This window comes from Microbaculum marinisediminis (assembly GCF_025397915.1).
Taxonomy (GTDB): Bacteria; Pseudomonadota; Alphaproteobacteria; order Rhizobiales; family Tepidamorphaceae; genus Microbaculum; species Microbaculum marinisediminis.
Window position 1 is genome coordinate 113,949 of record NZ_JALIDZ010000006.1, and the last position, 18,043, is coordinate 131,991.

At 66.5% G+C, this 18,043-nt stretch carries 15 protein-coding genes; 8 read left to right on the forward strand and 7 right to left on the reverse strand.

The genetic code is table 11. From position 1 onward, the window contains the following. Positions 1 to 236: 236 nt before the first annotated feature. Positions 237 to 932 (forward strand): L,D-transpeptidase, encoded by a 696-nt coding sequence (locus MUB46_RS14230; protein WP_261616600.1) that lies wholly within the window; start codon positions 237 to 239, stop codon positions 930 to 932. 5 nt (positions 933 to 937) lie between these two features. On the opposite strand, the gene MUB46_RS14235 is transcribed toward MUB46_RS14230, so the two are convergent. Together MUB46_RS14235 and MUB46_RS14240 are read right to left on the reverse strand one after the other, a co-directional pair. Next, positions 938 to 1,969, reverse strand: coding sequence for an FUSC family protein (locus tag MUB46_RS14235; RefSeq protein ID WP_261616601.1), 1,032 nt, complete (start codon positions 1,967 to 1,969; stop codon positions 938 to 940). Beyond that, positions 1,966 to 3,072, reverse strand: coding sequence for a hypothetical protein (locus MUB46_RS14240; protein ID WP_261616602.1), 1,107 nt, complete (start codon positions 3,070 to 3,072; stop codon positions 1,966 to 1,968). Before MUB46_RS14240 ends, MUB46_RS14235 begins: the two co-directional genes overlap by 4 nt. Before the next feature lie 84 nt (positions 3,073 to 3,156). Between MUB46_RS14240 and parC the strand changes: the two genes are divergently transcribed. The 3 genes from parC (at position 3,157) to panC (ending at position 7,364) form a co-directional block, all read left to right on the forward strand. Continuing rightward, on the forward strand, positions 3,157 to 5,439 hold the full coding sequence (parC, locus tag MUB46_RS14245; protein ID WP_261616603.1) for a DNA topoisomerase IV subunit A: 2,283 nt from the start codon (positions 3,157 to 3,159) through the stop codon (positions 5,437 to 5,439). A 147-nt stretch (positions 5,440 to 5,586) separates the two neighbouring features. Then, positions 5,587 to 6,489: a 3-methyl-2-oxobutanoate hydroxymethyltransferase gene (panB, locus tag MUB46_RS14250; RefSeq protein WP_261616604.1), complete on the forward strand. Its 903-nt coding sequence runs from the start codon at positions 5,587 to 5,589 to the stop codon at positions 6,487 to 6,489. Beyond that, positions 6,489 to 7,364 carry a pantoate--beta-alanine ligase gene (gene panC, locus MUB46_RS14255; RefSeq protein WP_261616605.1) on the forward strand — a complete coding sequence of 292 codons (876 nt, stop codon included), beginning with the start codon at positions 6,489 to 6,491 and terminating at the stop codon, positions 7,362 to 7,364. Before panB ends, panC begins: the two co-directional genes overlap by 1 nt. Before the next feature lie 16 nt (positions 7,365 to 7,380). On the opposite strand, the gene MUB46_RS14260 is transcribed toward panC, so the two are convergent. From MUB46_RS14260 to MUB46_RS14280, 5 genes are all read right to left on the reverse strand, one after another. Then, the gene (locus MUB46_RS14260; protein WP_261616606.1) at positions 7,381 to 8,148 is read right to left on the reverse strand and encodes an arginyltransferase; all 768 of its coding nucleotides are present in this window, start codon (positions 8,146 to 8,148) and stop codon (positions 7,381 to 7,383) included. Positions 8,149 to 8,193: 45 nt separating this feature from the next. Next, positions 8,194 to 10,032, reverse strand: a complete 1,839-nt coding sequence (locus tag MUB46_RS14265; RefSeq protein WP_261616607.1) for an SLC13 family permease — start codon at positions 10,030 to 10,032, stop codon at positions 8,194 to 8,196. 155 nt (positions 10,033 to 10,187) lie between these two features. Next, positions 10,188 to 11,423, reverse strand: coding sequence for a threonine ammonia-lyase (locus tag MUB46_RS14270; protein ID WP_261616608.1), 1,236 nt, complete (start codon positions 11,421 to 11,423; stop codon positions 10,188 to 10,190). An 88-nt stretch (positions 11,424 to 11,511) separates the two neighbouring features. Next, the gene (gene hemB, locus MUB46_RS14275; RefSeq protein ID WP_261616834.1) at positions 11,512 to 12,540 is read right to left on the reverse strand and encodes a porphobilinogen synthase; all 1,029 of its coding nucleotides are present in this window, start codon (positions 12,538 to 12,540) and stop codon (positions 11,512 to 11,514) included. A 236-nt stretch (positions 12,541 to 12,776) separates the two neighbouring features. After that, complete coding sequence (locus tag MUB46_RS14280) at positions 12,777 to 13,700, reverse strand: LysR family transcriptional regulator (protein WP_261616609.1); 924 nt, start codon at positions 13,698 to 13,700, stop codon at positions 12,777 to 12,779. 88 nt (positions 13,701 to 13,788) lie between these two features. Here MUB46_RS14280 and MUB46_RS14285 point away from each other — a divergent pair, with 88 nt between their 5' ends. The 4 genes from MUB46_RS14285 (at position 13,789) to MUB46_RS14300 (ending at position 18,016) form a co-directional block, all read left to right on the forward strand. Further along, positions 13,789 to 15,285, forward strand: a complete 1,497-nt coding sequence (locus tag MUB46_RS14285) for a CoA-acylating methylmalonate-semialdehyde dehydrogenase (RefSeq protein WP_261616610.1) — start codon at positions 13,789 to 13,791, stop codon at positions 15,283 to 15,285. A 110-nt stretch (positions 15,286 to 15,395) separates the two neighbouring features. Next, positions 15,396 to 16,535 carry an isobutyryl-CoA dehydrogenase gene (locus tag MUB46_RS14290; protein WP_261616611.1) on the forward strand — a complete coding sequence of 380 codons (1,140 nt, stop codon included), beginning with the start codon at positions 15,396 to 15,398 and terminating at the stop codon, positions 16,533 to 16,535. Then, positions 16,532 to 17,596: an enoyl-CoA hydratase/isomerase family protein gene (locus tag MUB46_RS14295; protein ID WP_261616612.1), complete on the forward strand. Its 1,065-nt coding sequence runs from the start codon at positions 16,532 to 16,534 to the stop codon at positions 17,594 to 17,596. The genes MUB46_RS14290 and MUB46_RS14295 overlap by 4 nt, the downstream gene beginning before the upstream one ends. Continuing rightward, entirely contained in the window at positions 17,597 to 18,016 is a 420-nt protein-coding gene (locus MUB46_RS14300) for a DUF6163 family protein (RefSeq protein WP_261616613.1), read from the forward strand. It begins immediately after the preceding gene. The last annotated feature ends 27 nt before the right edge of the window (positions 18,017 to 18,043 follow it).

An 18,043-nucleotide genomic window follows, 5' to 3' on the forward strand; every position in this document is an offset into this window, starting at 1 on the left:
CTAGGCAGCGTGCTTCCGGATCGACCGAATTGGGCCATGTGACTTTTCCGCACCAGAACCGGGAACTTCCGGGCCCTCTCGGAATTTTCATTTCGCGAACACCGCGCGGCCATGATTGATGTGAAAAATACGAACTCGCGGGCAACGTTGTCCGTTCAGGGGAACAGCGTTCGAAACGGCCCGGAAACTTTTCGCGGTCATCATGGTAAAAAAATGGTGTGGAGTTGAGGCCGCAAATGTCTGATCTGACCCGTCGCAGTTTCCTTGTCGGCGCCGCCGCGCTTGGCCTTGCCGGCTGCCAGTCGAACCCGCCCCCCGCCCCGACGGCGGAACTGGCGCCCGCCAATCCGCACGGTTCCGACTTCGCGATGATGTACGGGCCGGTTCCCAACGAGCGGTTCCCCATTCCGGCGGTCGATCCCTATCACCTCGACCCGGCCTTCATGCGCAAGCTCGTGGCCTATCCGACCAGCGAGCTTCCCGGCACGATCGTCATCGATCCGTATGCCCACTATCTCTATTCCGTGCGCGAGGGCGGCATGGCGATGCGCTATGGCGTCGGCGTCGGCCGCGACGGCTTCGAATGGTCCGGTGACGCGACCATCGAGGCGAAGCGCGAGTGGCCGGACTGGTATCCGCCCAAGGAGATGATCGCGCGCCAGCCGGAGCTGGAGCCGACGCTGACCGACCTGCAGGGCGGCCGGGGCGTTGCCGGCGGCCCGAAGAACCCGCTCGGCGCGCGGGCCCTGTATCTCTATCAGGGCAAGAAGGACACGCTTTACCGCATCCACGGCACGTTCGAACCGTGGACGATCGGAAAGAGCGTTTCGTCCGGCTGCATCCGCATGGTCAACCAGGACGTCATCGACCTTTATAGCCGCACGCCGCTTGGCACGCGGGTCGTGGTGCTGGGGCAGGGGCCGATCGCCTGATCGGCTCAGGACCGATCCATAACCTCCATCGCGTGTCTCAGGCCCCGGTTCAGGCGCCGGGCGGCGAGGACGACGTTGAGCATCACCATCACGTCGTCGCGTGCGCCCTGCGTGCCCGACAGTTTCGGCGCCAGCAATTGCTCGATCCGGCGGGTCGGCTCGTCCAGGCGCGGAATTGCATCCGTTTGTCCGGAAACCAGGGATTTTTCGACGCGGTCGAAGTTCTCGGCAATCAGCCGAGCGATGTCCGTCAGCTGCTCGGCCAGGTCGTTGCCTGGCCCGCGGCTTGCCGCGGGTTCGCAGGCCTGAACGAGTGAATCGACGTGGCCGCGGAGCGCCGGCAGCACAGTAAGGGCGCCGCGGGCGAGCGCGCCGCTTCCGCCGATCAGCGCACTTTCGGCCCTCAGGGCTTCGGCCAGCCGTTGCAGATCGGCCTCCGAGCTGCGAATGGCATCGGCGCGCGCGTCGATGGCCGAGCTCCATTTTTCCTGAGCGACGGCCTGAAGCGACTCCTGGACGATCGTCTTCAGCGCGGCGACGTAGGTATGGACCGTCTCCGTCGCGGGGCCGCGGGTCGGGATCGGCAGAACGGCAATCGAGACGATCGCGGAGATCGCGGCACCGATTGCCGTATCGACAAGGCGGGCGACCAGCAGCGCATCGCTCGTGCCGCCGATCCTGAACAGGCAGACGAGCAGGACCGTCAGGGCGATGATCATCAGCCGGTAGCTGGCGAACCGGAAGAACACGATGGCCGGTCCGGAGATCAGCAACGGCACGACACCGGGCAGGTCCGCCCGGGCGGCGGCCCAGTAGATCACGACGCCGGTGACGAGCCCGACCAGCGTTCCAGCGACGCGGTCCATCGATTTCGTCAGCGTCTCGCCGACCGTGCCGACCATCACGACGATCGCGGTCAGGATCACCCAGAAGGGCCGTTCCAGCGCAATGACGTTCACGATCACGATCGACAGGAGGACGGCGGCGGCCACCTGGACCGCAAGTCGCGTGCTCGGAAGAAGGCCTCGTCCCGTCATGCCGGCAGCCCTTCGGACGGCTCAGGCATTCCCATCGCGAGCTCGGCGTCGAGGCGGCGGCGCGCCTCGAGGAGGTGCGAAAGGGTCAGTTTGACGTTCAACGGCCCGAAGATCGCCTGATCGGGAGTGGAACCGTCGGCGTCGATCGCTTCTGCGATGGTTGCCTCTAGCCTGCCGAGTGCCGTGACGGCGCGCGCGTCCGCATCCGGAGAGGGACGGTCGAAGGCCACCGCCACCGCGTCTTCCGCTGCCGCAATGGCCGTGATCGCCGCTTTCGGCACCTTGGGGCCGCCACGACGCGTTTCCTGAAGGTTGTCGGCGGCGTTTTCCCAGACGCGCGCGAGGATTGCCGCCGTGTGCAGAAGATCCAGATGCTGCTGTGTGCGGCCGGGATCGAACTGATCGGCGAGCAGCCTCGCGCTATTGGCGTCCATGAGCAGGGCATTGATGCGCCGGACGGTTGCGCGGGCCTGTTCGGCGTCGCGCACATGTATCCGCAACACCATTGGAATCTCGTCGCGAAGCCGCCGCACCGAGCGCGCGAGGCCCGTGCGGAAGGCACGGCGCGGCAGGAACCTGTATCCGATTGCCAGGCCCGCCAGCGTCGGCGGCAGGCCCGCCGCCAGCACGCCTTGCGACACGTGGGCAGCGAGAACCTGCACGATCACGTAGCCGAGCGTCCCGAGCAATCCCGCGCTGGGGAGCGGTTCCGGCCAGCGCCGGACGTAGAAACCGAAAAAAGCGATCGGGATCACGAGCGCCTGCGCGAGCCCGTGATAGGGCGCGACCGCGATGCCGAGTGCCGCGCAGCCCGCAACGGCGATGTCGATCGCAAGGATCGCCCGGAAAGAACCGGTTTCGGCGTCCGGACGCGCGAACATCAGCGCGAACCCCGTGAAAAGTGCGGCGAAGACACCGGCGAAGGCGGCGTCGTGCGGCGTGGCGATCGGGCTGGCGAGCACAAATCCGCCGAGGGCCGCCAGTCCGGCGATCAGGCAGGTATAGCCGGTGAACCGGAGATAGGTGCCGTACGGGTCCATGCTGCGAAGCCGGTTCGCCAGCCTTGCGCCCATCCCCTTGCGTTCGTCCACATCCGCCGCCACGTAAGGCCCTCCCAGATGCGACTATAACGCCCGCTGCGCGAAGATTTCCTTTCCAGACTCGGAGGCTTCGGCTAACTCGTAACCATGGCCAAGAACACGCCCCCGCCGCCGACCGAGGGCGGCCCCGAAAGCGGTATCGAGCCGATCGACCTGCGCCAGGCGCTCGAGGAGCGCTATCTGTCCTACGCGCTGTCGACGATCATGCACCGTGCGCTGCCGGACGTGCGCGACGGGCTGAAGCCCGTGCACCGGCGGCTTCTCTTCGCGATGCGGCTTCTGAAACTTGATCCGAATGCCGGATTCAAGAAGTGCGCGCGCGTCGTCGGCGACGTCATGGGTAAGTTCCATCCCCACGGCGATCAGGCGATCTACGACGCGATGGTGCGTCTGGCCCAGGATTTCTCGGTGCGATACCCGCTCGTCGAGGGACAGGGCAATTTCGGCAACATCGACGGCGATAACGCCGCGGCGATGCGTTACACCGAGGCGCGGCTCACCGAGGTCGCCCAGCTTCTGCTCGACGGCATCGACGAGGATGCGGTCGACTTCCGCGATACTTACGACGGTGAGGAAAGCGAGCCGATCGTCCTGCCCGGCGCCTTCCCAAACCTGCTGGCAAACGGCTCCTCGGGGATTGCCGTGGGCATGGCCACCTCGATCCCGCCGCACAACGCCGCCGAGCTGTGCGATGCCGCGCTGCACCTGATTCAATTTCCCAATGCGTCGGTCGAAACCCTTGTAAAGAAAGTCAAAGGGCCCGATTTCCCGACCGGCGGCGTGCTCGTCGAGAGCCACCAATCCATCGTCGAGAGCTATCGCACCGGTCGCGGCTCGTTCCGGGTGCGCGCCAAGTGGCATACGGAGGATCAGGGCAGGGGCACCTGGATCGCGGTCGTCACCGAGATCCCGTATCTGGTGCCCAAGAGCCGGCTGATCGAGAAGATCGCCGAGCTGCTGACGGCGCGCAAGCTGCCGCTGCTCGCCGACATCCATGACGAATCCGCGGAAGACATCCGCATCGTGCTCGAGCCGAAGAACCGCACCGTCGATCCCGCGCTGCTGATGGAATCGCTGTTCAAGCTCACCGATCTGGAGAACCGGTTCCCGCTCAACATGAACGTCCTGAGCGCCGGCCGGGTGCCAATGGTGCACAGCCTCGCCGACGTTCTTCGCGAGTGGCTCGACCATCGCCGCGACGTGCTGATCCGCCGGTCGAACCACCGCCTCGCCAAGATCGCCCACCGGCTCGAAGTGCTCGGTGGTTATCTCGTCGCCTACCTGAACCTCGACGAGGTGATCCGCATCATCCGCGAGGAGGACGAGCCGAAGACCGAGCTGATGAAGGCCTTCAAGCTCACCGACGTCCAGGCGGAAGCCATCCTCAACATGCGCCTGCGGTCGTTGCGCAAGCTCGAGGAAATGGAGATCCGTACCGAGCACGAGGCCCTGTCCAAGGAGCAGGCGGAGCTGCGCGATCTCGTCGCTGACGAGGACCAGCAGTGGGCCAGGGTCGGCGAGCAGATCAAGGACGTCCGCAAGACATTCGGGCCGGACACCGCGCTCGGCCGGCGCCGAACCGAGATCGGCGATGTCGGCGCTCTGCCCAGTGCCGATGCGCTGGAAGAGCTGAAGGAGGCCTTGATCGAGAAGGAGCCGGTCACGGTCGTCCTGTCGGAAAAGGGCTGGATTCGCGCGCTCAAGGGCCATCAGGGCGATACCGCCGGATTGCAGTTCAAGAGCGGCGACCGGCTGAAGTTCGCCTTGCACGCCCAGACGACGGACAAGATTCTGCTGTTCGCCACCGATGGCCGTTTCTTCACGCTCGGCGCCGACAAGCTGCCCGGCGGACGCGGCCATGGCGAGCCTGTGCGGCTGATGGTCGATATCGGCGAGAACCACGACATCGTCGCCGCCTTCGTCCACGATTCCGCCCGCCGGCTGCTGGTCGCGGCGACCGATGGGCGCGGTTTCGTGGTGCCCGAGGCCGAGATCGTCGCCAATACCCGCAAGGGCAAGCAGGTCCTCAACGTCAAGGCGCCGGACGAGGCGCGTATCTGCGTGCCCGTGAGCGGCGACACGGTGGCGGTGATCGGCGAGAACCGGAAGCTGATTCTCTTCCCGCTGACCGAGATCCCTGAAATGACTCGCGGAAAGGGCGTTCGCCTGCAGCGCTACAGGGACGGCGGCCTGTCCGACGTCAAGGTGTTCACGCTGGCCGACGGTCTGAGCTGGATCGATTCCTCCGGCCGCACCTGGACCGTCATGGATCTCGACGAATGGCGCGGCGCGCGTGCCCAGGCCGGCCGCCTGCCGCCCAAGGGCTTCCCGAAGACCAACAAGTTCGGCCGCGCGGTTTTGAGCGAATAAGCGCTGTAAAAGCATGTGTTTCGGCGACTGCGCGCGCATTCGCGCCTTGAAGTGGGTGCGCGGCGTTCGATATACCGGGCGGGCGCGGACGGCGCCTCGTCGTCTGCGTACGTGTATTGGGGGCACGTACAGGAGTACTCTGTCGTTATGAGCCACGTCAGTGGACCGACGCCGGGCGCCGATGCGCCCCGCGTCACAATTCCGCAGCTTCATCGTTTGAAGACCGAAGGCCGGCGCATCGTCATGACGACGGCCTATGACGCCGTCACCGCGCGCATCGCCGATCCCGTCGTCGACATGATTCTGGTCGGTGACAGCGTCGGCAACGTCTGTCTCGGCTTCGAGAACACGCTGCCGGTGTCGATGGCGATGATGAGCCATCATCTGGAAGCGGTGATGCGCACCAACCCGCGCGCCCTCATCGTCGCCGACATGCCGTTCCTGAGCTTCCACCTCGGCGCCGAGGACACCGTTCGCAATGCCGGCGAGTTCATCCGCCGCGGCGCCGCCGCCGTGAAGCTGGAGGGCGGCGCGAGCCGGATCGACATGGTTCGCGCGCTCGTCGACTGCGAGATTCCGGTAATGGGCCATCTCGGGCTCACGCCGCAGAGCGTCAACCGGATGGGCGGCTTCAAGGTGCAGGGCCGCGAGGCCGAGCAGGCCACCGCCATCCTCGACGATGCCATCGCGCTGCAGGAAGCCGGCTGCTTCTCGATCGTGCTGGAGGGCATTCCCGCCGATCTCGCCGCCCGGGTGACCGATACGCTGGACATTCCGACCATCGGCATCGGCGCCGGCCCGACCTGTTCCGGCCAGGTGCTGGTTCTTCACGATATTCTCGGTCTCCTCGAAGGCCACCGGGCGAAGTTCGTGCGCACCTATGTCGAGGGCTATTCGGTGCTGCAGGGGGCGCTCGGCCGCTGGGCCGGAGACGTTCGCGCCGGCGCATTCCCCGGCGAGGCGGAAACCTACCGCCTGCCGGAGGCCGCGCGCGACGCGGTCGCCAGTTGGCAGCCGCCGGCGAAGCGGACGGTCGGGGGAGTGGCCTGATGGAAACCGTGACCACCGTCGCCGCCTTGCGGGAGCGGCTCGCCGCCTCGCGTCGGGCGGGCAAGCGCATCGGCCTTGTCCCGACCATGGGCTATCTGCACGAGGGGCATCTGAGCCTGGTGCGCGAGAGCGTCGCGGAGTGCGACGTCACGGTGGTCAGCATCTTCGTCAATCCCACGCAGTTCGGCGCGAACGAGGATCTTTCGAGCTATCCCCGCGATCCCGACCGCGACCTCGATCTCTGCCGGGAGGCCGGGGTCGACCTCGTCTTCATGCCCGATGTCGGCGAGATTTATCCGGAAGGGTTTCAGACCTACGTCGAGCCCGGCCCGCTGGCCGAGCCCCTGTGCGGCGCCTTCCGGCCAGGCCATTTCCGCGGCGTCGCGACGGTCGTCGCCAAGCTGTTCAACATGGTCCAGCCGGACAAGGCCTTCTTCGGCCGCAAGGATTTCCAGCAGGTCGCCGTCGTCCGCCGCATGGCCCGCGACCTCGACATGCCGCTGGAGGTCGTGACCGTCGACACCGTCCGCGAGCAGGACGGTGTCGCGATGAGCAGCCGCAATGCCTATCTCGCCGCCGACGAACGCGAACGCGCCCGCTGCATCAGCCGGGGGCTCTTCGCCGCGCGGGCCGCTTTCGAGAAAGGCGAGCGCCGTGCCGGACCGTTGCTGGAGCTTGTCCGCGCGCCGCTGTCGGCCATGGATTCGGTGCAGTACCTGGAGATCGTCGATGCCGGCACGCTCGAGGCGGTGGCCGGTGATATCGACCGCCCGGTCGCGATCTGCGTCGCCGGCTACATCGGCAAGACGCGGCTGATCGACAATATCGTTCTGGACCCGGCGTCGGCTGAGAACGCGGTGTCTACGGCCGCCTGATCCCCGGGCGCGCCGGCTAGTCCTGCGCGTCGTCTTCGCCTTCGACGCGCAGCCATCCCGTGCCGGTCAGGTGCTCCTGCGGAGCGAAGCGGATCTTGTATCCCATCTTCGGTGACCCCTTCACCCAGTAGCCGAGGTAGACGTAGGGCAGCCCCGCCTTTCGCGCGCGCTCGATGTGGTCGAGGATCATGAAGGTGCCGAGGCTACGGTCGGCCATGTCGGGATCGAAGAACGAATAGACCATCGACAGCCCGTCGGAGAGCACGTCGGTCAGGGCGACGGCGATCAGCGGTCCGCGCCCGCGTCCCCGGATGCCCGAATCGGGGCCCCGCCGGCGGTATTCGATAACCCGCGTTTCCACATGGGTGTCCTCGACCATCATCGCGTAGTCGAGCACCGTCATCTCCGCCATGCCGCCTTCGGCGTGGCGCATGTCGAGATAATCGCGAAACAGGGCGTACTGGTCGGCGGAGGGCTGCGGCGGCAATTCCTCGCCGATGAGATCCGCGTTGCGCTTTATGATTCGCCGGAACGTTCTCGACGGCTGGAACTCGTCGACCCGGACGCGAACGGAGACGCAGGCCTTGCAGGCCTCGCAGGCCGGCCGATAGGCGATGTTCTGGCTGCGGCGGAACCCGCCCTGGGTCAGAATGTCGTTGAGTGCCGAGGCTTTCTCGCCGACGAGATGGGTGAACACCTTCCGCTCGTACTTGCCCGGAAGATACGGACAGGCCGTCGGCGCGGTCAGGTAGAACTGTGGATTTTCGCGTCCGAACTCGCTCAATTGTCAGATCCGTCGCGCTTCGCCTCTACGTCCGTGCCCCCTTTTTCAGAGATTATAATACCACGGCGCGAGCAGCGAGAAAGCGAGCCAGATCAAAACCACGAGGGGGATGCCCACTTTCAGGAAATCGGCGAAACGATAGTGGCCCGGCGTCATCACCAGGAGGTTCGTCTGGTAGCCGATCGGGGTGGCGAAGGAGCAGTTGGCGGCCAGGATCACGGTCACGATGAAGGGGAAGGGATCGGCGCCGATCTGCTGGGCGGTTGAAATGGCAATCGGCGTGAACAGCACCGCCGTCGCGTTGTTCGACAGGACGTTGGTCATCACCGCGATCAGCAGGAACAGCGCCGACAGCACCACCGCCGGCGATTGTCCGTTGAGCAGGCCCACGACGGCTTCGGCGATGAAGCGCGCTCCCCCGGTGACCTCCAGCGGGGCGGCCATGGCAAGCGACGAGCCGATCAGCAGGTAAATTCGCCGGTCGAACGCGCGCGCGGCCTGCCGGACGTTGAGGCAGCCGGCGGCGACCATGCCGAGCGCGCCGGTGATCGCGGCGATCGAGATCGGCAAGACGCCGCTTGCCGACAGCCCGACGACGGTGAGGAAGATCGCCAGCGCCCGGCCGGCTCGTTCGGTGAGCGGGACTTCGGCCGTCGACCACTCGAGGAGGATCACGTCGCGCGACAGGCGCAGGCCCTCGACCTGGGCCCGCGATCCGGTGATCAGCAGCGCATCGCCGGCTTCCAGGCGGATATCGCTCATGCGCATGCGGATCATGCGGCTTTGCCGCTGGATGCCGAGCACGATGCAGCCCGTCATCGCGCGCAGCGCCGATTGTTCGATCGTCCGGCCGATCAGTCGCGAACCGGGGGCGACGATCGCCTCGGCCAGTGTGATCGGGCCTTCGACATGCGGCGCTTCGGTGCTTTCCGAGCCGTCCAGGGAGCTCACGGCTTCGGCCGTCAGAAGGGCCTTGGTGCCCTTCAGCGCATCCGCCAGAACGGAGCGCGTCGCCGCCACCACGATCACGTCGCCGGCCCGCAGCGTCACGTCCTCGAACGGTGCCAGGAACGGATGTTCGCCGCGCTGGACCATGATCACGGTCATGTCCTTGAGGGCCGGGAACATGCCGGCGACCGACTTGCAGCCGATGAGCGGGTGATTGTAGCCGACCGGGATCTGGGCGATGAACTGCTTGCCCTGTCCGCCGCCGACCTCCTGCAGCATGGTGGCGCGCGCGGGCAGGATGCGCGGCAGCAGCACGATCACATAGACGCCGCCGACCACGGCCACCAGCAGGCCGATCACCGTGAAGTCGAAGAAACCGATGACCGGCTGACCGAGATCTTCGGCGAGGCCGGCGACCAGCAGGTTGGTGGACGAGCCGATCAACGTCGTCATGCCGCCGAGGATCGAGATGAAACTCAGCGGGATCATCACCTTGCTCGGCGACAGGCGCGCGCGCATCGCGATGACGCCGAGAACCGGCAACATCAGGACGACGACGGGGGTGTTGTTCATGAACGCGCTCAGGGCAGCGGTCACCATCAGGGCGATCGCCATCGTCGCCGCCGTCCGTCCGTTGCCCCATTGCGCAACCCGCGTGGCGAAGCCGTCGAGCGCTCCCGTCTGGAACAGGCCCTGGCCTATGACGAGCAGGGCCAGCACAGTGAACAGCGCCGGATTGGCGAAGCCGGACAACAGCACTTCCGTCCCGAGCAGCGGCGTGCCGTCGGGCCCGACGTAGGGGAAAATCTGGAAAATCAACAGGAACGCGACGATGACGCCGGCCGCCGTCACCTCCAGGGGAACCCATTCGGTCACGTAGGCCACGATCGCGGCGAGGATCACCGCGAACGTCGCCCACATGTGGAAATCTTCCATAGGCGCGCTTACTCCCCGCGGCCGACTGGCCGCGCATCATGACGAAGCGGGCAGGGCGAACCAAGGCCCCGTGATTTCGTAAATAGCGCTCCTGATGGAACGACATCCCCTTCGGGGCCGGTCGAAAGCAATTTCATTCGCCTTGGTCTTCGGTGTCAGCCGCGATGCTGGAGCGGCGCCAGCCGCGTCACGGTCATGCCTTCGGCTTCGAGCCGGCGGCGGATGCGATCGGCGTGGTCGCCGTCGCGCGTTTCTATGGTGATGTCGGTCGTCGCCCGCATCGCCGGCACGTCGAGCAGCAGGCGCTGGTGCGAGACCTCGAGGATGTTCGCTCCCTCGCGGCCGAAGATGTCGGCGACCCTGCCGAGTTCGCCGGGCCGGTCGCGCACCGTAACGCGGAAGGTGACGACCCTGTCCTCGTGCTCCAGCGCCCGGACGGTAATGGCCGACAAGAGCCGCGGATCGATATTGCCGCCGGTCAGCACCAGTCCGACCTTGCGGCCCTCGAACCGCCCCGGCTGCGACAGCAGCGCGGCCAGCCCGGCGGCGCCGGCGCCTTCGGCGAGCGTCTTCAACCGCACCAGATAGGCGTAGATCGCCCGTTCGATAGCCGCCTCGTCGACGACCATCACGTCTACGCCAAGCGCAGTCAGGATGGAGACCGCGGTCTGAGGGACCGCCTTCACCGCGATGCCTTCGGCCAGCGTGTCGCCGCCGCACGCCGCCTCCTTGCCGGCGAGCGCGGCGGCCATGGAGGCGTATTGCGCCGCCTGCACCCCGACCACCTCGATGCCGGGCTTCACCGCCGTCGCCGCGACCGCGATCCCGGACACGAGCCCGCCGCCGCCGATCGGCACGATCAGGCAGTCCAGGTCCGGCTGGTCCTCCAGCATCTCCAGGCCGATGGTGCCCTGGCCGGCCATGACGAGGGGATCGTCATAGGGATGGACGAGGACGAGGCCCTCACGGGCGATCAGCGCATCGACGACGGCGCCGCATTCGCCGACCGTCTCGCCCTCCAGCACGACCCGCGCGCCGAAGCTCTCGGTGCTCGCGATCTTGGTGAAGGGCGTGGTGCGCGGCATGACGATGGTTGCCGGAATGCCGAGTCGCCTGGCGTGACAGGCGAGCGCCTGCGCGTGGTTACCCGCCGACAGCGCGACGACGCCGCGTTCGCGCTCGTCGTCCGTGAGCGCCGCCAGCTTGTTGAGGGCGCCGCGCTCCTTGAAGGCGTTGGTGACCTGCAGGTTCTCGTATTTGACGAAGACCTCGGCCCCGCTCATGGCAGACAGCCGCGGCGCGGCGACCAGCGGCGTACGCAGCACGTGGCCGCGGATCGTTTCCGCGGCCGCCGCGACGTCTTCGAGGGAAATCGGCAGCTCGGCGCTCATGGCGTCCGTGGTAAAGCCGGCTCAAGCCGACGTCCAGCCGGAAACCGATGTCGGATCCCGACCACTGTGGACCGCCGGGAGGGCCGCCTCAGCCGTTCAGTTTCCGCGCCGCTTCCAGCGCGAAATAGGTCAGCACACCATCGGCGCCGGCGCGCTTGAAGCCGGTCAGCGTCTCCATCACGCACTTGTCACGGTCGAGCCAGCCGCGCTCGAAGGCGGCGCACAGCATCGCGTACTCGCCCGACACCTGATAGGCGTAGGTCGGTATGGCGAAGGTGTCCTTCAGGCGCCGCACGATATCGAGATAGGGCATGCCGGGCTTGACCATGATCATGTCGGCGCCCTCGGCGATGTCGAGTTCGGCCTCGCGCAGAGCCTCGTCCGAATTGCCGTAGTCCATCTGGTAGGTGCGCTTGTCGCCCGACAGCGTCCCCGACGAGCCGACCGCGTCGCGGAACGGGCCGTAGAAGGCCGAGGCGTATTTCGCCGTGTAGGCCATGATCTGCGTGTCGACCATGCCTTCGGCCTCCAGCGCCGCGCGGATCGCGCCGACGCGCCCGTCCATCATGTCGGAGGGAGCGATGACGTCGCAGCCGGCCCTGGCCTGGGTCAGCGCCTGCTCGACAAGCACCTCGACCGTCTCGTCGTTGAGGATCCGGCCGTCTTCGATCAGGCCGTCATGGCCGTGGCTGGTATAGGGATCGAGGGCCACATCGGTGACGATACCGATCTCCGGCACCGCGTCCTTCACCGCGCGGCAGGCCTGGCAGACCAGATTGTCCGGATTGATCGCTTCCGAGCCGCGCTCGTCGCGCAGCTTCGGGTTGGTGTAGGGGAACAGCGCGATCGCGGGGATGCCGAGCTTCGCCGCCTCGGCGACGGCCGTCACCGCCTCGTCGACCGAGTAGCGCACCACGCCGGGCATGGAGGCGACCGGCTCGCGCACGCCCTTTCCCTCGACCACGAAGAGCGGCCAGATCAAGTCGTCGGTGGTCAGCACGGTCTCGCGCGTCAGCCGTCGCGCCCAGTCCGAACGGCGGTTGCGGCGTGGCCGGATCGCCCGCGCCGTCGTGCCCGCACGGCCCTCCGCGACATCGCCGTGGGCGCCGCCCGCCATGCCTGTCAGCGTGTCCTCGCGTTTGGCCATCGATATTCTCTCCGCGAATGAAATCTGGAATGGGTCTCGGACGGGATACCTATCACGGGCTCCGCGCTCGCTCAAAACGACGGATTGGCGCATCGTCCCAAGCCTTCGATGCTCGGTCCGCATTGGTGCAGGACTTGGCGTTTCCACGTCATTTCCCGGCTCGATCGGACAGTCACGCATGGGCAGCACGCAATGGCGTCCGGTGATCACGCGATTGACGGATTGTCGGGCATGAATAAGTCCCGCGCGGCCTCCACTTCCGCGACGATGAAATCGGCGACGGCCCGGACGCGGGCGATATCGTGGAGATCGGCGTGCAGGATCAGCCAGAACGTGCGGACAAGGTCGATTTCGTCGCGCAGGACCGAGACAAGGCCGGGATCCTCCAGCGCCATGAAATCGGGCAGGATGCACAGCCCCGCGCCGGCACGCGCCGCGCGCATCTGCGCGATCAGATTGGAGCTCGTCAGCCGGGGTTTGATTTGCGACGACACCTGGGGCAGATAGTCGAGCTCCGGCGTGAAGATCAGGTCCGGGATATAGCCGATCACGACGTGGTCGCTCAGATCGGCCGGACTTTCGATCGGGTTGTTTTCGTCGAGATAGGAACGGGACGCATAGAGGTGCAGTCGGTAGTCGGTCAGCTTGCGCGTTACCAGCCGGCCCTCGGTGGGCCGGGCGAGACCGATCGCGATGTCCGCTTCCCGTTTGGACAGACTGAAGACACGGGGCATCGCGACAATCTGCAGGTCGAGTTCCGGATAGCGCCGGTTCAGGGTGCCGATACGCGGCGCCAGGAAGATGGTGCCGAAGCCGTCGGGCGCTCCGACCCGGACCGCGCCCCCCAGCGTCATGTTCTCGCCCGCAATTTCGCTTTGCATGCGTGCGGCCGAACTCTCCATGCGTTCGGCATGGGCGAGCAGGCGCTCGCCGGCCTCCGTCAGCGCGTAGCCGCGCGGCGAGCGTTCGAACAGCCGGGCATCGAGCGCGCCCTCCAGCGCCTTGATGCGGCGGGAGACGGTGGCATGGTCGGTGCCGAGCCGCCGCGAGGCTTCGGTCAGGCGCCCGGTGCGGGCGACCGAAAGGAAGTAGCGCAGATCGTTCCAGTCGAGCGACATGCGTATGTACATAATCGCACAACCGATGGGCAAACAAGCCGATGGTCGTGCTGATTTAATCAGATATGTTGCGTGCAACAGGGAGCATCAGGAGACGACCATGAGGACAATTGGCCATTTCGTCGGCGGCAAGACCGTGGACGGCACGTCTGGCCGCTTCGGCGAGATATTCGATCCGAACACCGGCGAGGTTCAGGCCAAGGTGGCGCTGGCGTCCAAGGCCGAGGTCGAGTCGATCATCGATAACGCGGCCAGGGCGCAGACCGCCTGGGCGGCGGAGAACCCGCAGAAGCGCGCCCGCGTGATGTTCAGGTTCCTGCAGCTCTGTCAGGCGGAGATGGAGAGCCTGGCGGCGCTCCTGTCGTCCGAGCACGGCAAGACCATTCCCGACGCCAAGGGTGATATCCAGCGCGGCCTCGAGGTCGTCGAGTTCGCCTGCGGCATCCCGCACCTGCTCAAGGGCGAGTTCACCGAGGGCGCCGGCCCCGGCATCGACATGTACTCGATGCGCCAGCCGCTCGGCGTCGTCGCCGGCATCACGCCGTTCAACTTCCCGGCGATGATCCCGCTTTGGAAATGCGCTCCGGCGATCGCCTGCGGCAACGCCTTCATCCTCAAGCCCTCGGAGCGCGATCCCTCCGTGCCGATGCGGATCGCCGAGCTGTTCCGCGAGGCCGGCCTGCCGGACGGCGTGTTCAATGTCGTCAACGGCGACAAGGAGGCCGTCGACACGATCCTCACCGATCCGCGCATCATGGCGATCGGCTTCGTCGGTTCCAGCGCCATTGCCGAGTACATCTATTCGACCGGCACGGCCCACGGTAAGCGCGTCCAGTGCTTTGGCGGCGCCAAGAACCACATGATCGTCATGCCCGACGCCGATCTGGATCAGGCCGTCGACGCGCTGATCGGCGCCGGCTATGGGTCCGCCGGCGAGCGCTGCATGGCGATCTCTGTGGCCGTGCCCGTCGGTCAGCAGACCGCCGACGCGCTGATGGACAAGCTGATCCCGCGGGTGGAGAGCCTGAAGATCGGCCTGTCCAGCGACGTCGATGCCGACTACGGCCCGCTCGTCACCAAGGCGGCGCTCGAGCGCGTGAAAGGCTATGTCGATCTCGGCGTCAAGGAAGGCGCCAGGCTCGCCGTCGATGGCCGTGCCTTCACCATGCAGGGCTACGAGAACGGCTTCTTCATGGGCGGCTGCCTGTTCGACGAGGTGACCTCGGACATGACGATCTACAAGGAGGAGATCTTCGGCCCGGTTCTCTCCGTCGTCCGCGCCAAGGACTACGAGGAGGCGGCCGCGCTGCCGACCAACCACGAGTATGGCAATGGCGTCGCGATCTACACCCGCGATGGCGATGCCGCCCGCGATTTCGCCTCGAAGGTGAATGTCGGCATGGTCGGCATCAACGTGCCGATCCCGGTGCCGCTGGCCTATCATACCTTCGGCGGCTGGAAGCGCTCGGGCTTCGGCGATCTCAACCAGCACGGTCCGGACTCGATCCGCTTCTACACGAAGACCAAGACCGTGACGTCGCGGTGGCCGTCCGGAATCAAGGACGGCGCGGAGTTCGTCATCCCGACGATGCGCTGAGGCAGGCGCGGCCTCGCTTTCTTCACGCCATGCCCGGGGCGAGCCCGGGCATGGCGTGGGCGATAAACAGGCCATGACGAGAAACGGGCTGGACCGAAGGCGGGGAGGCCATGGACTTCTCTCTAAGCGAGGAACAGACGGCAATCCGCGATATGGCGCGCGACTTTGCGGGGGCCGAACTCGCGCCCCATGCCGATGAGTGGGACCGCCGGAAGCATTTCCCCGTCGACGCGCTGCGGGCCGCCGCCACGCTCGGCATGGGCGGCATCTATGTGCGCGAGGATGTCGGCGGCTCGGGCCTGACCCGGCTCGACGCCGCGCTGATCTTCGAGGCGCTGGCCACCGCCTGTCCGTCCACCGCCGCCTATATCTCGATCCACAACATGGCCGCGTGGATGGTCGACGCCTTCGGCAACGACGAGCAGCGCCAGAAGTGGCTGCCCGGCCTGTGTTCGATGGAGCTGCTGGCCAGCTACGCCCTGACCGAGCCCGGCGCCGGTTCGGACGCGGCAGCTTTGCGCGCCAGGGCGGTGCGCGATGGCGATCACTACGTTCTTGACGGCCAGAAGCAGTTCATCTCCGGCGGCGGCGAGACCGACGTCTATGTGGCGATGGTGCGCACCGGCGCCGACGGGCCCAAGGGCATCTCGACGCTGGTGATCCCCGGCGACACGCCCGGCGTGTCGTTCGGCGCCAACGAGGTGAAGATGGGCTGGAATACCCAGCCGACACGCGCCGTCATCTTCGAGGGCGCGCGGGTTCCCGTCGAGAACCGGCTGGGGCAGGAGGGCGACGGCTTCAGGATCGCCATGGCCGGCCTGGATGGCGGCAGGCTCAACATTTCCGCCTGTTCCCTCGGCGGCGCTCAGGCGGCCCTCGACAAGGCGGTCGGCTACATGGGCGAGCGCTCCGCCTTCGGCAGGCACCTCAAGGAGTTCCAGGCGCTGCAGTTCCGCGTCGCCGACATGGCGATCGAACTGGAAGCGGCGCGGACCTTCCTGTGGCGCGCCGCCTCGGCGCTCGATGCGAAGACGCCGGACGCGACCAAACTCTGCGCCATGGCCAAACGATACGTGACGGATATCGGCTTTGACGTCGCCAACCAGGCGCTGCAGCTGCATGGCGGCTACGGCTATCTGTCGGAATACGGGATCGAGAAGATCGTGCGGGACCTGCGGGTGCACCAGATTCTCGAGGGAACCAACGAGATCATGCGCCTGATCGTGGCGCGGGAGATATTCGGACGGTGACGGGCGAACCCGAAATTCTGTTCGAGAAACGCGGCTGCGCCGGCCTGGTCACGCTGAACCGGCCGAAGGCGCTGAATGCGCTGACGCTGAACATGGTCCGGGCGCTGCATCCGCAGCTGATCGAATGGGCGAACGATGCCGACATCGAGCGCGTCGTCGTCCGCGCCGCTGGCGAGAAGGCGTTCTGCGCCGGGGGCGATATCCGCCAGCTCTACGACTGGGGAAGGGCGGGCGATCCCATGGCGCTGACCTTCTACGCGGAAGAATATCGCCTCAACACCTACATCAAGCGCTATCCCAAGCCCTATGTCGCCCTGATCGACGGCATCGACATGGGCGGCGGTGTCGGTATCTCCGTGCATGGCAGTCATCGGGTCGCGGGCGGACGCACGATGTTCGCCATGCCCGAAACGGGCATCGGCCTGTTTCCCGATGTCGGCGGCACCTACTTCCTGCCGCGCCTGCCGGGAAAGGTCGGCACGTGGCTTGCGCTCACCGGCGCGCGGTTGGGGCAGGCCGATGTGGTCGAGACCGGGGTCGCGACCCATGCGGTCGCTTCGGACAGGTTCGCGGCGCTCACCGAAGCCCTATGCAATCCCAGTAACTTGGATGAGATCCTTGAATCGTTTTCTCAGCCGCCGTCCGGCACCACGGTTCCCGAGCTGCAATCGCTGATCGATCGTTGCTTCTCCGGCGCGACCGTCGAGGCGATACTGTCCCGGCTCGACTCGGAGACCGGCGCGCAGGCCGAATGGGCGGTGAAGGCCGCGGCCACGATCCGCACCAAGTCTCCGACGAGCCTGAAGATTGCGCTCCGTCAGATGCAGGTGGGCGCCAAAGCCGATTTCGAGGACTGCATGCGTACCGAATTCCGCGTCGTCGCCCGGGTCTTGAAGGGGCACGACTTCTTCGAGGGCGTACGCGCCGTGATCATCGACAAGGACAACGCGCCGAAATGGCGCCCAGACAGCCTGTCGGATGTCTCCGACGCCGACGTCGATGCTGTTTTCGCGCCCTTGGGCGCGGACGAGCTCGATCTGACCGGATTGGATCGCGTCTAGATGCCGCTTCAGTTCGCCAAGGCGGCGCCGCTCGCCCCGACCGTCCTGCTCTGGTATCTGCGCTCGCTGGCTTTCTTCTATTTCGTCAACGGCCTGATGCACTGGGCGCGGATCATCGGCGTGCTCGGCCCCGGCTTCGAGACCATGCCGGCCCACGTGCAGGTCGCCACGGTCTATTTCGCGCTCCTGCAGGTCGTCGCCGCCGTCGGATTGTGGTGCGGGGCGGCCTGGGGCGTGGCGGCCTGGCTGTTCTCCGCGGTCGCGGAACTCGTGATGCATATCGGCTTCGCCGATCTGTTCGGCTCGGCCTGGCTCATCGTGGCGTTCCACTCCATGACGATCCTTGTCTATGTCGGGCTGGCCTGGTGGACGGGCACGCCGGAAAATACGGGCGAAATCCTGCGCATGCCGGAAGAATAGGCGTGTCGCGGACCTATAAAGGGAGGA

Coding starts and splice junctions, on each gene's coding strand:
- MUB46_RS14230 (WP_261616600.1), top strand. CDS start 237: ATGTCTGATCTGACCCGTCGCAGTTTCCTTGTCGGCGCCGCCGCGCTT.
- MUB46_RS14235 (WP_261616601.1), bottom strand. CDS start 1,969: ATGACGGGACGAGGCCTTCTTCCGAGCACGCGACTTGCGGTCCAGGTG.
- parC (WP_261616603.1), top strand. CDS start 3,157: ATGGCCAAGAACACGCCCCCGCCGCCGACCGAGGGCGGCCCCGAAAGC.
- panB (WP_261616604.1), top strand. CDS start 5,587: ATGAGCCACGTCAGTGGACCGACGCCGGGCGCCGATGCGCCCCGCGTC.
- panC (WP_261616605.1), top strand. CDS start 6,489: ATGGAAACCGTGACCACCGTCGCCGCCTTGCGGGAGCGGCTCGCCGCC.
- MUB46_RS14265 (WP_261616607.1), bottom strand. CDS start 10,032: ATGGAAGATTTCCACATGTGGGCGACGTTCGCGGTGATCCTCGCCGCG.
- MUB46_RS14270 (WP_261616608.1), bottom strand. CDS start 11,423: ATGAGCGCCGAGCTGCCGATTTCCCTCGAAGACGTCGCGGCGGCCGCG.
- hemB (WP_261616834.1), bottom strand. CDS start 12,540: ATGGCGGGCGGCGCCCACGGCGATGTCGCGGAGGGCCGTGCGGGCACG.
- MUB46_RS14280 (WP_261616609.1), bottom strand. CDS start 13,700: ATGTACATACGCATGTCGCTCGACTGGAACGATCTGCGCTACTTCCTT.
- MUB46_RS14285 (WP_261616610.1), top strand. CDS start 13,789: ATGAGGACAATTGGCCATTTCGTCGGCGGCAAGACCGTGGACGGCACG.
- MUB46_RS14290 (WP_261616611.1), top strand. CDS start 15,396: ATGGACTTCTCTCTAAGCGAGGAACAGACGGCAATCCGCGATATGGCG.
- MUB46_RS14300 (WP_261616613.1), top strand. CDS start 17,597: ATGCCGCTTCAGTTCGCCAAGGCGGCGCCGCTCGCCCCGACCGTCCTG.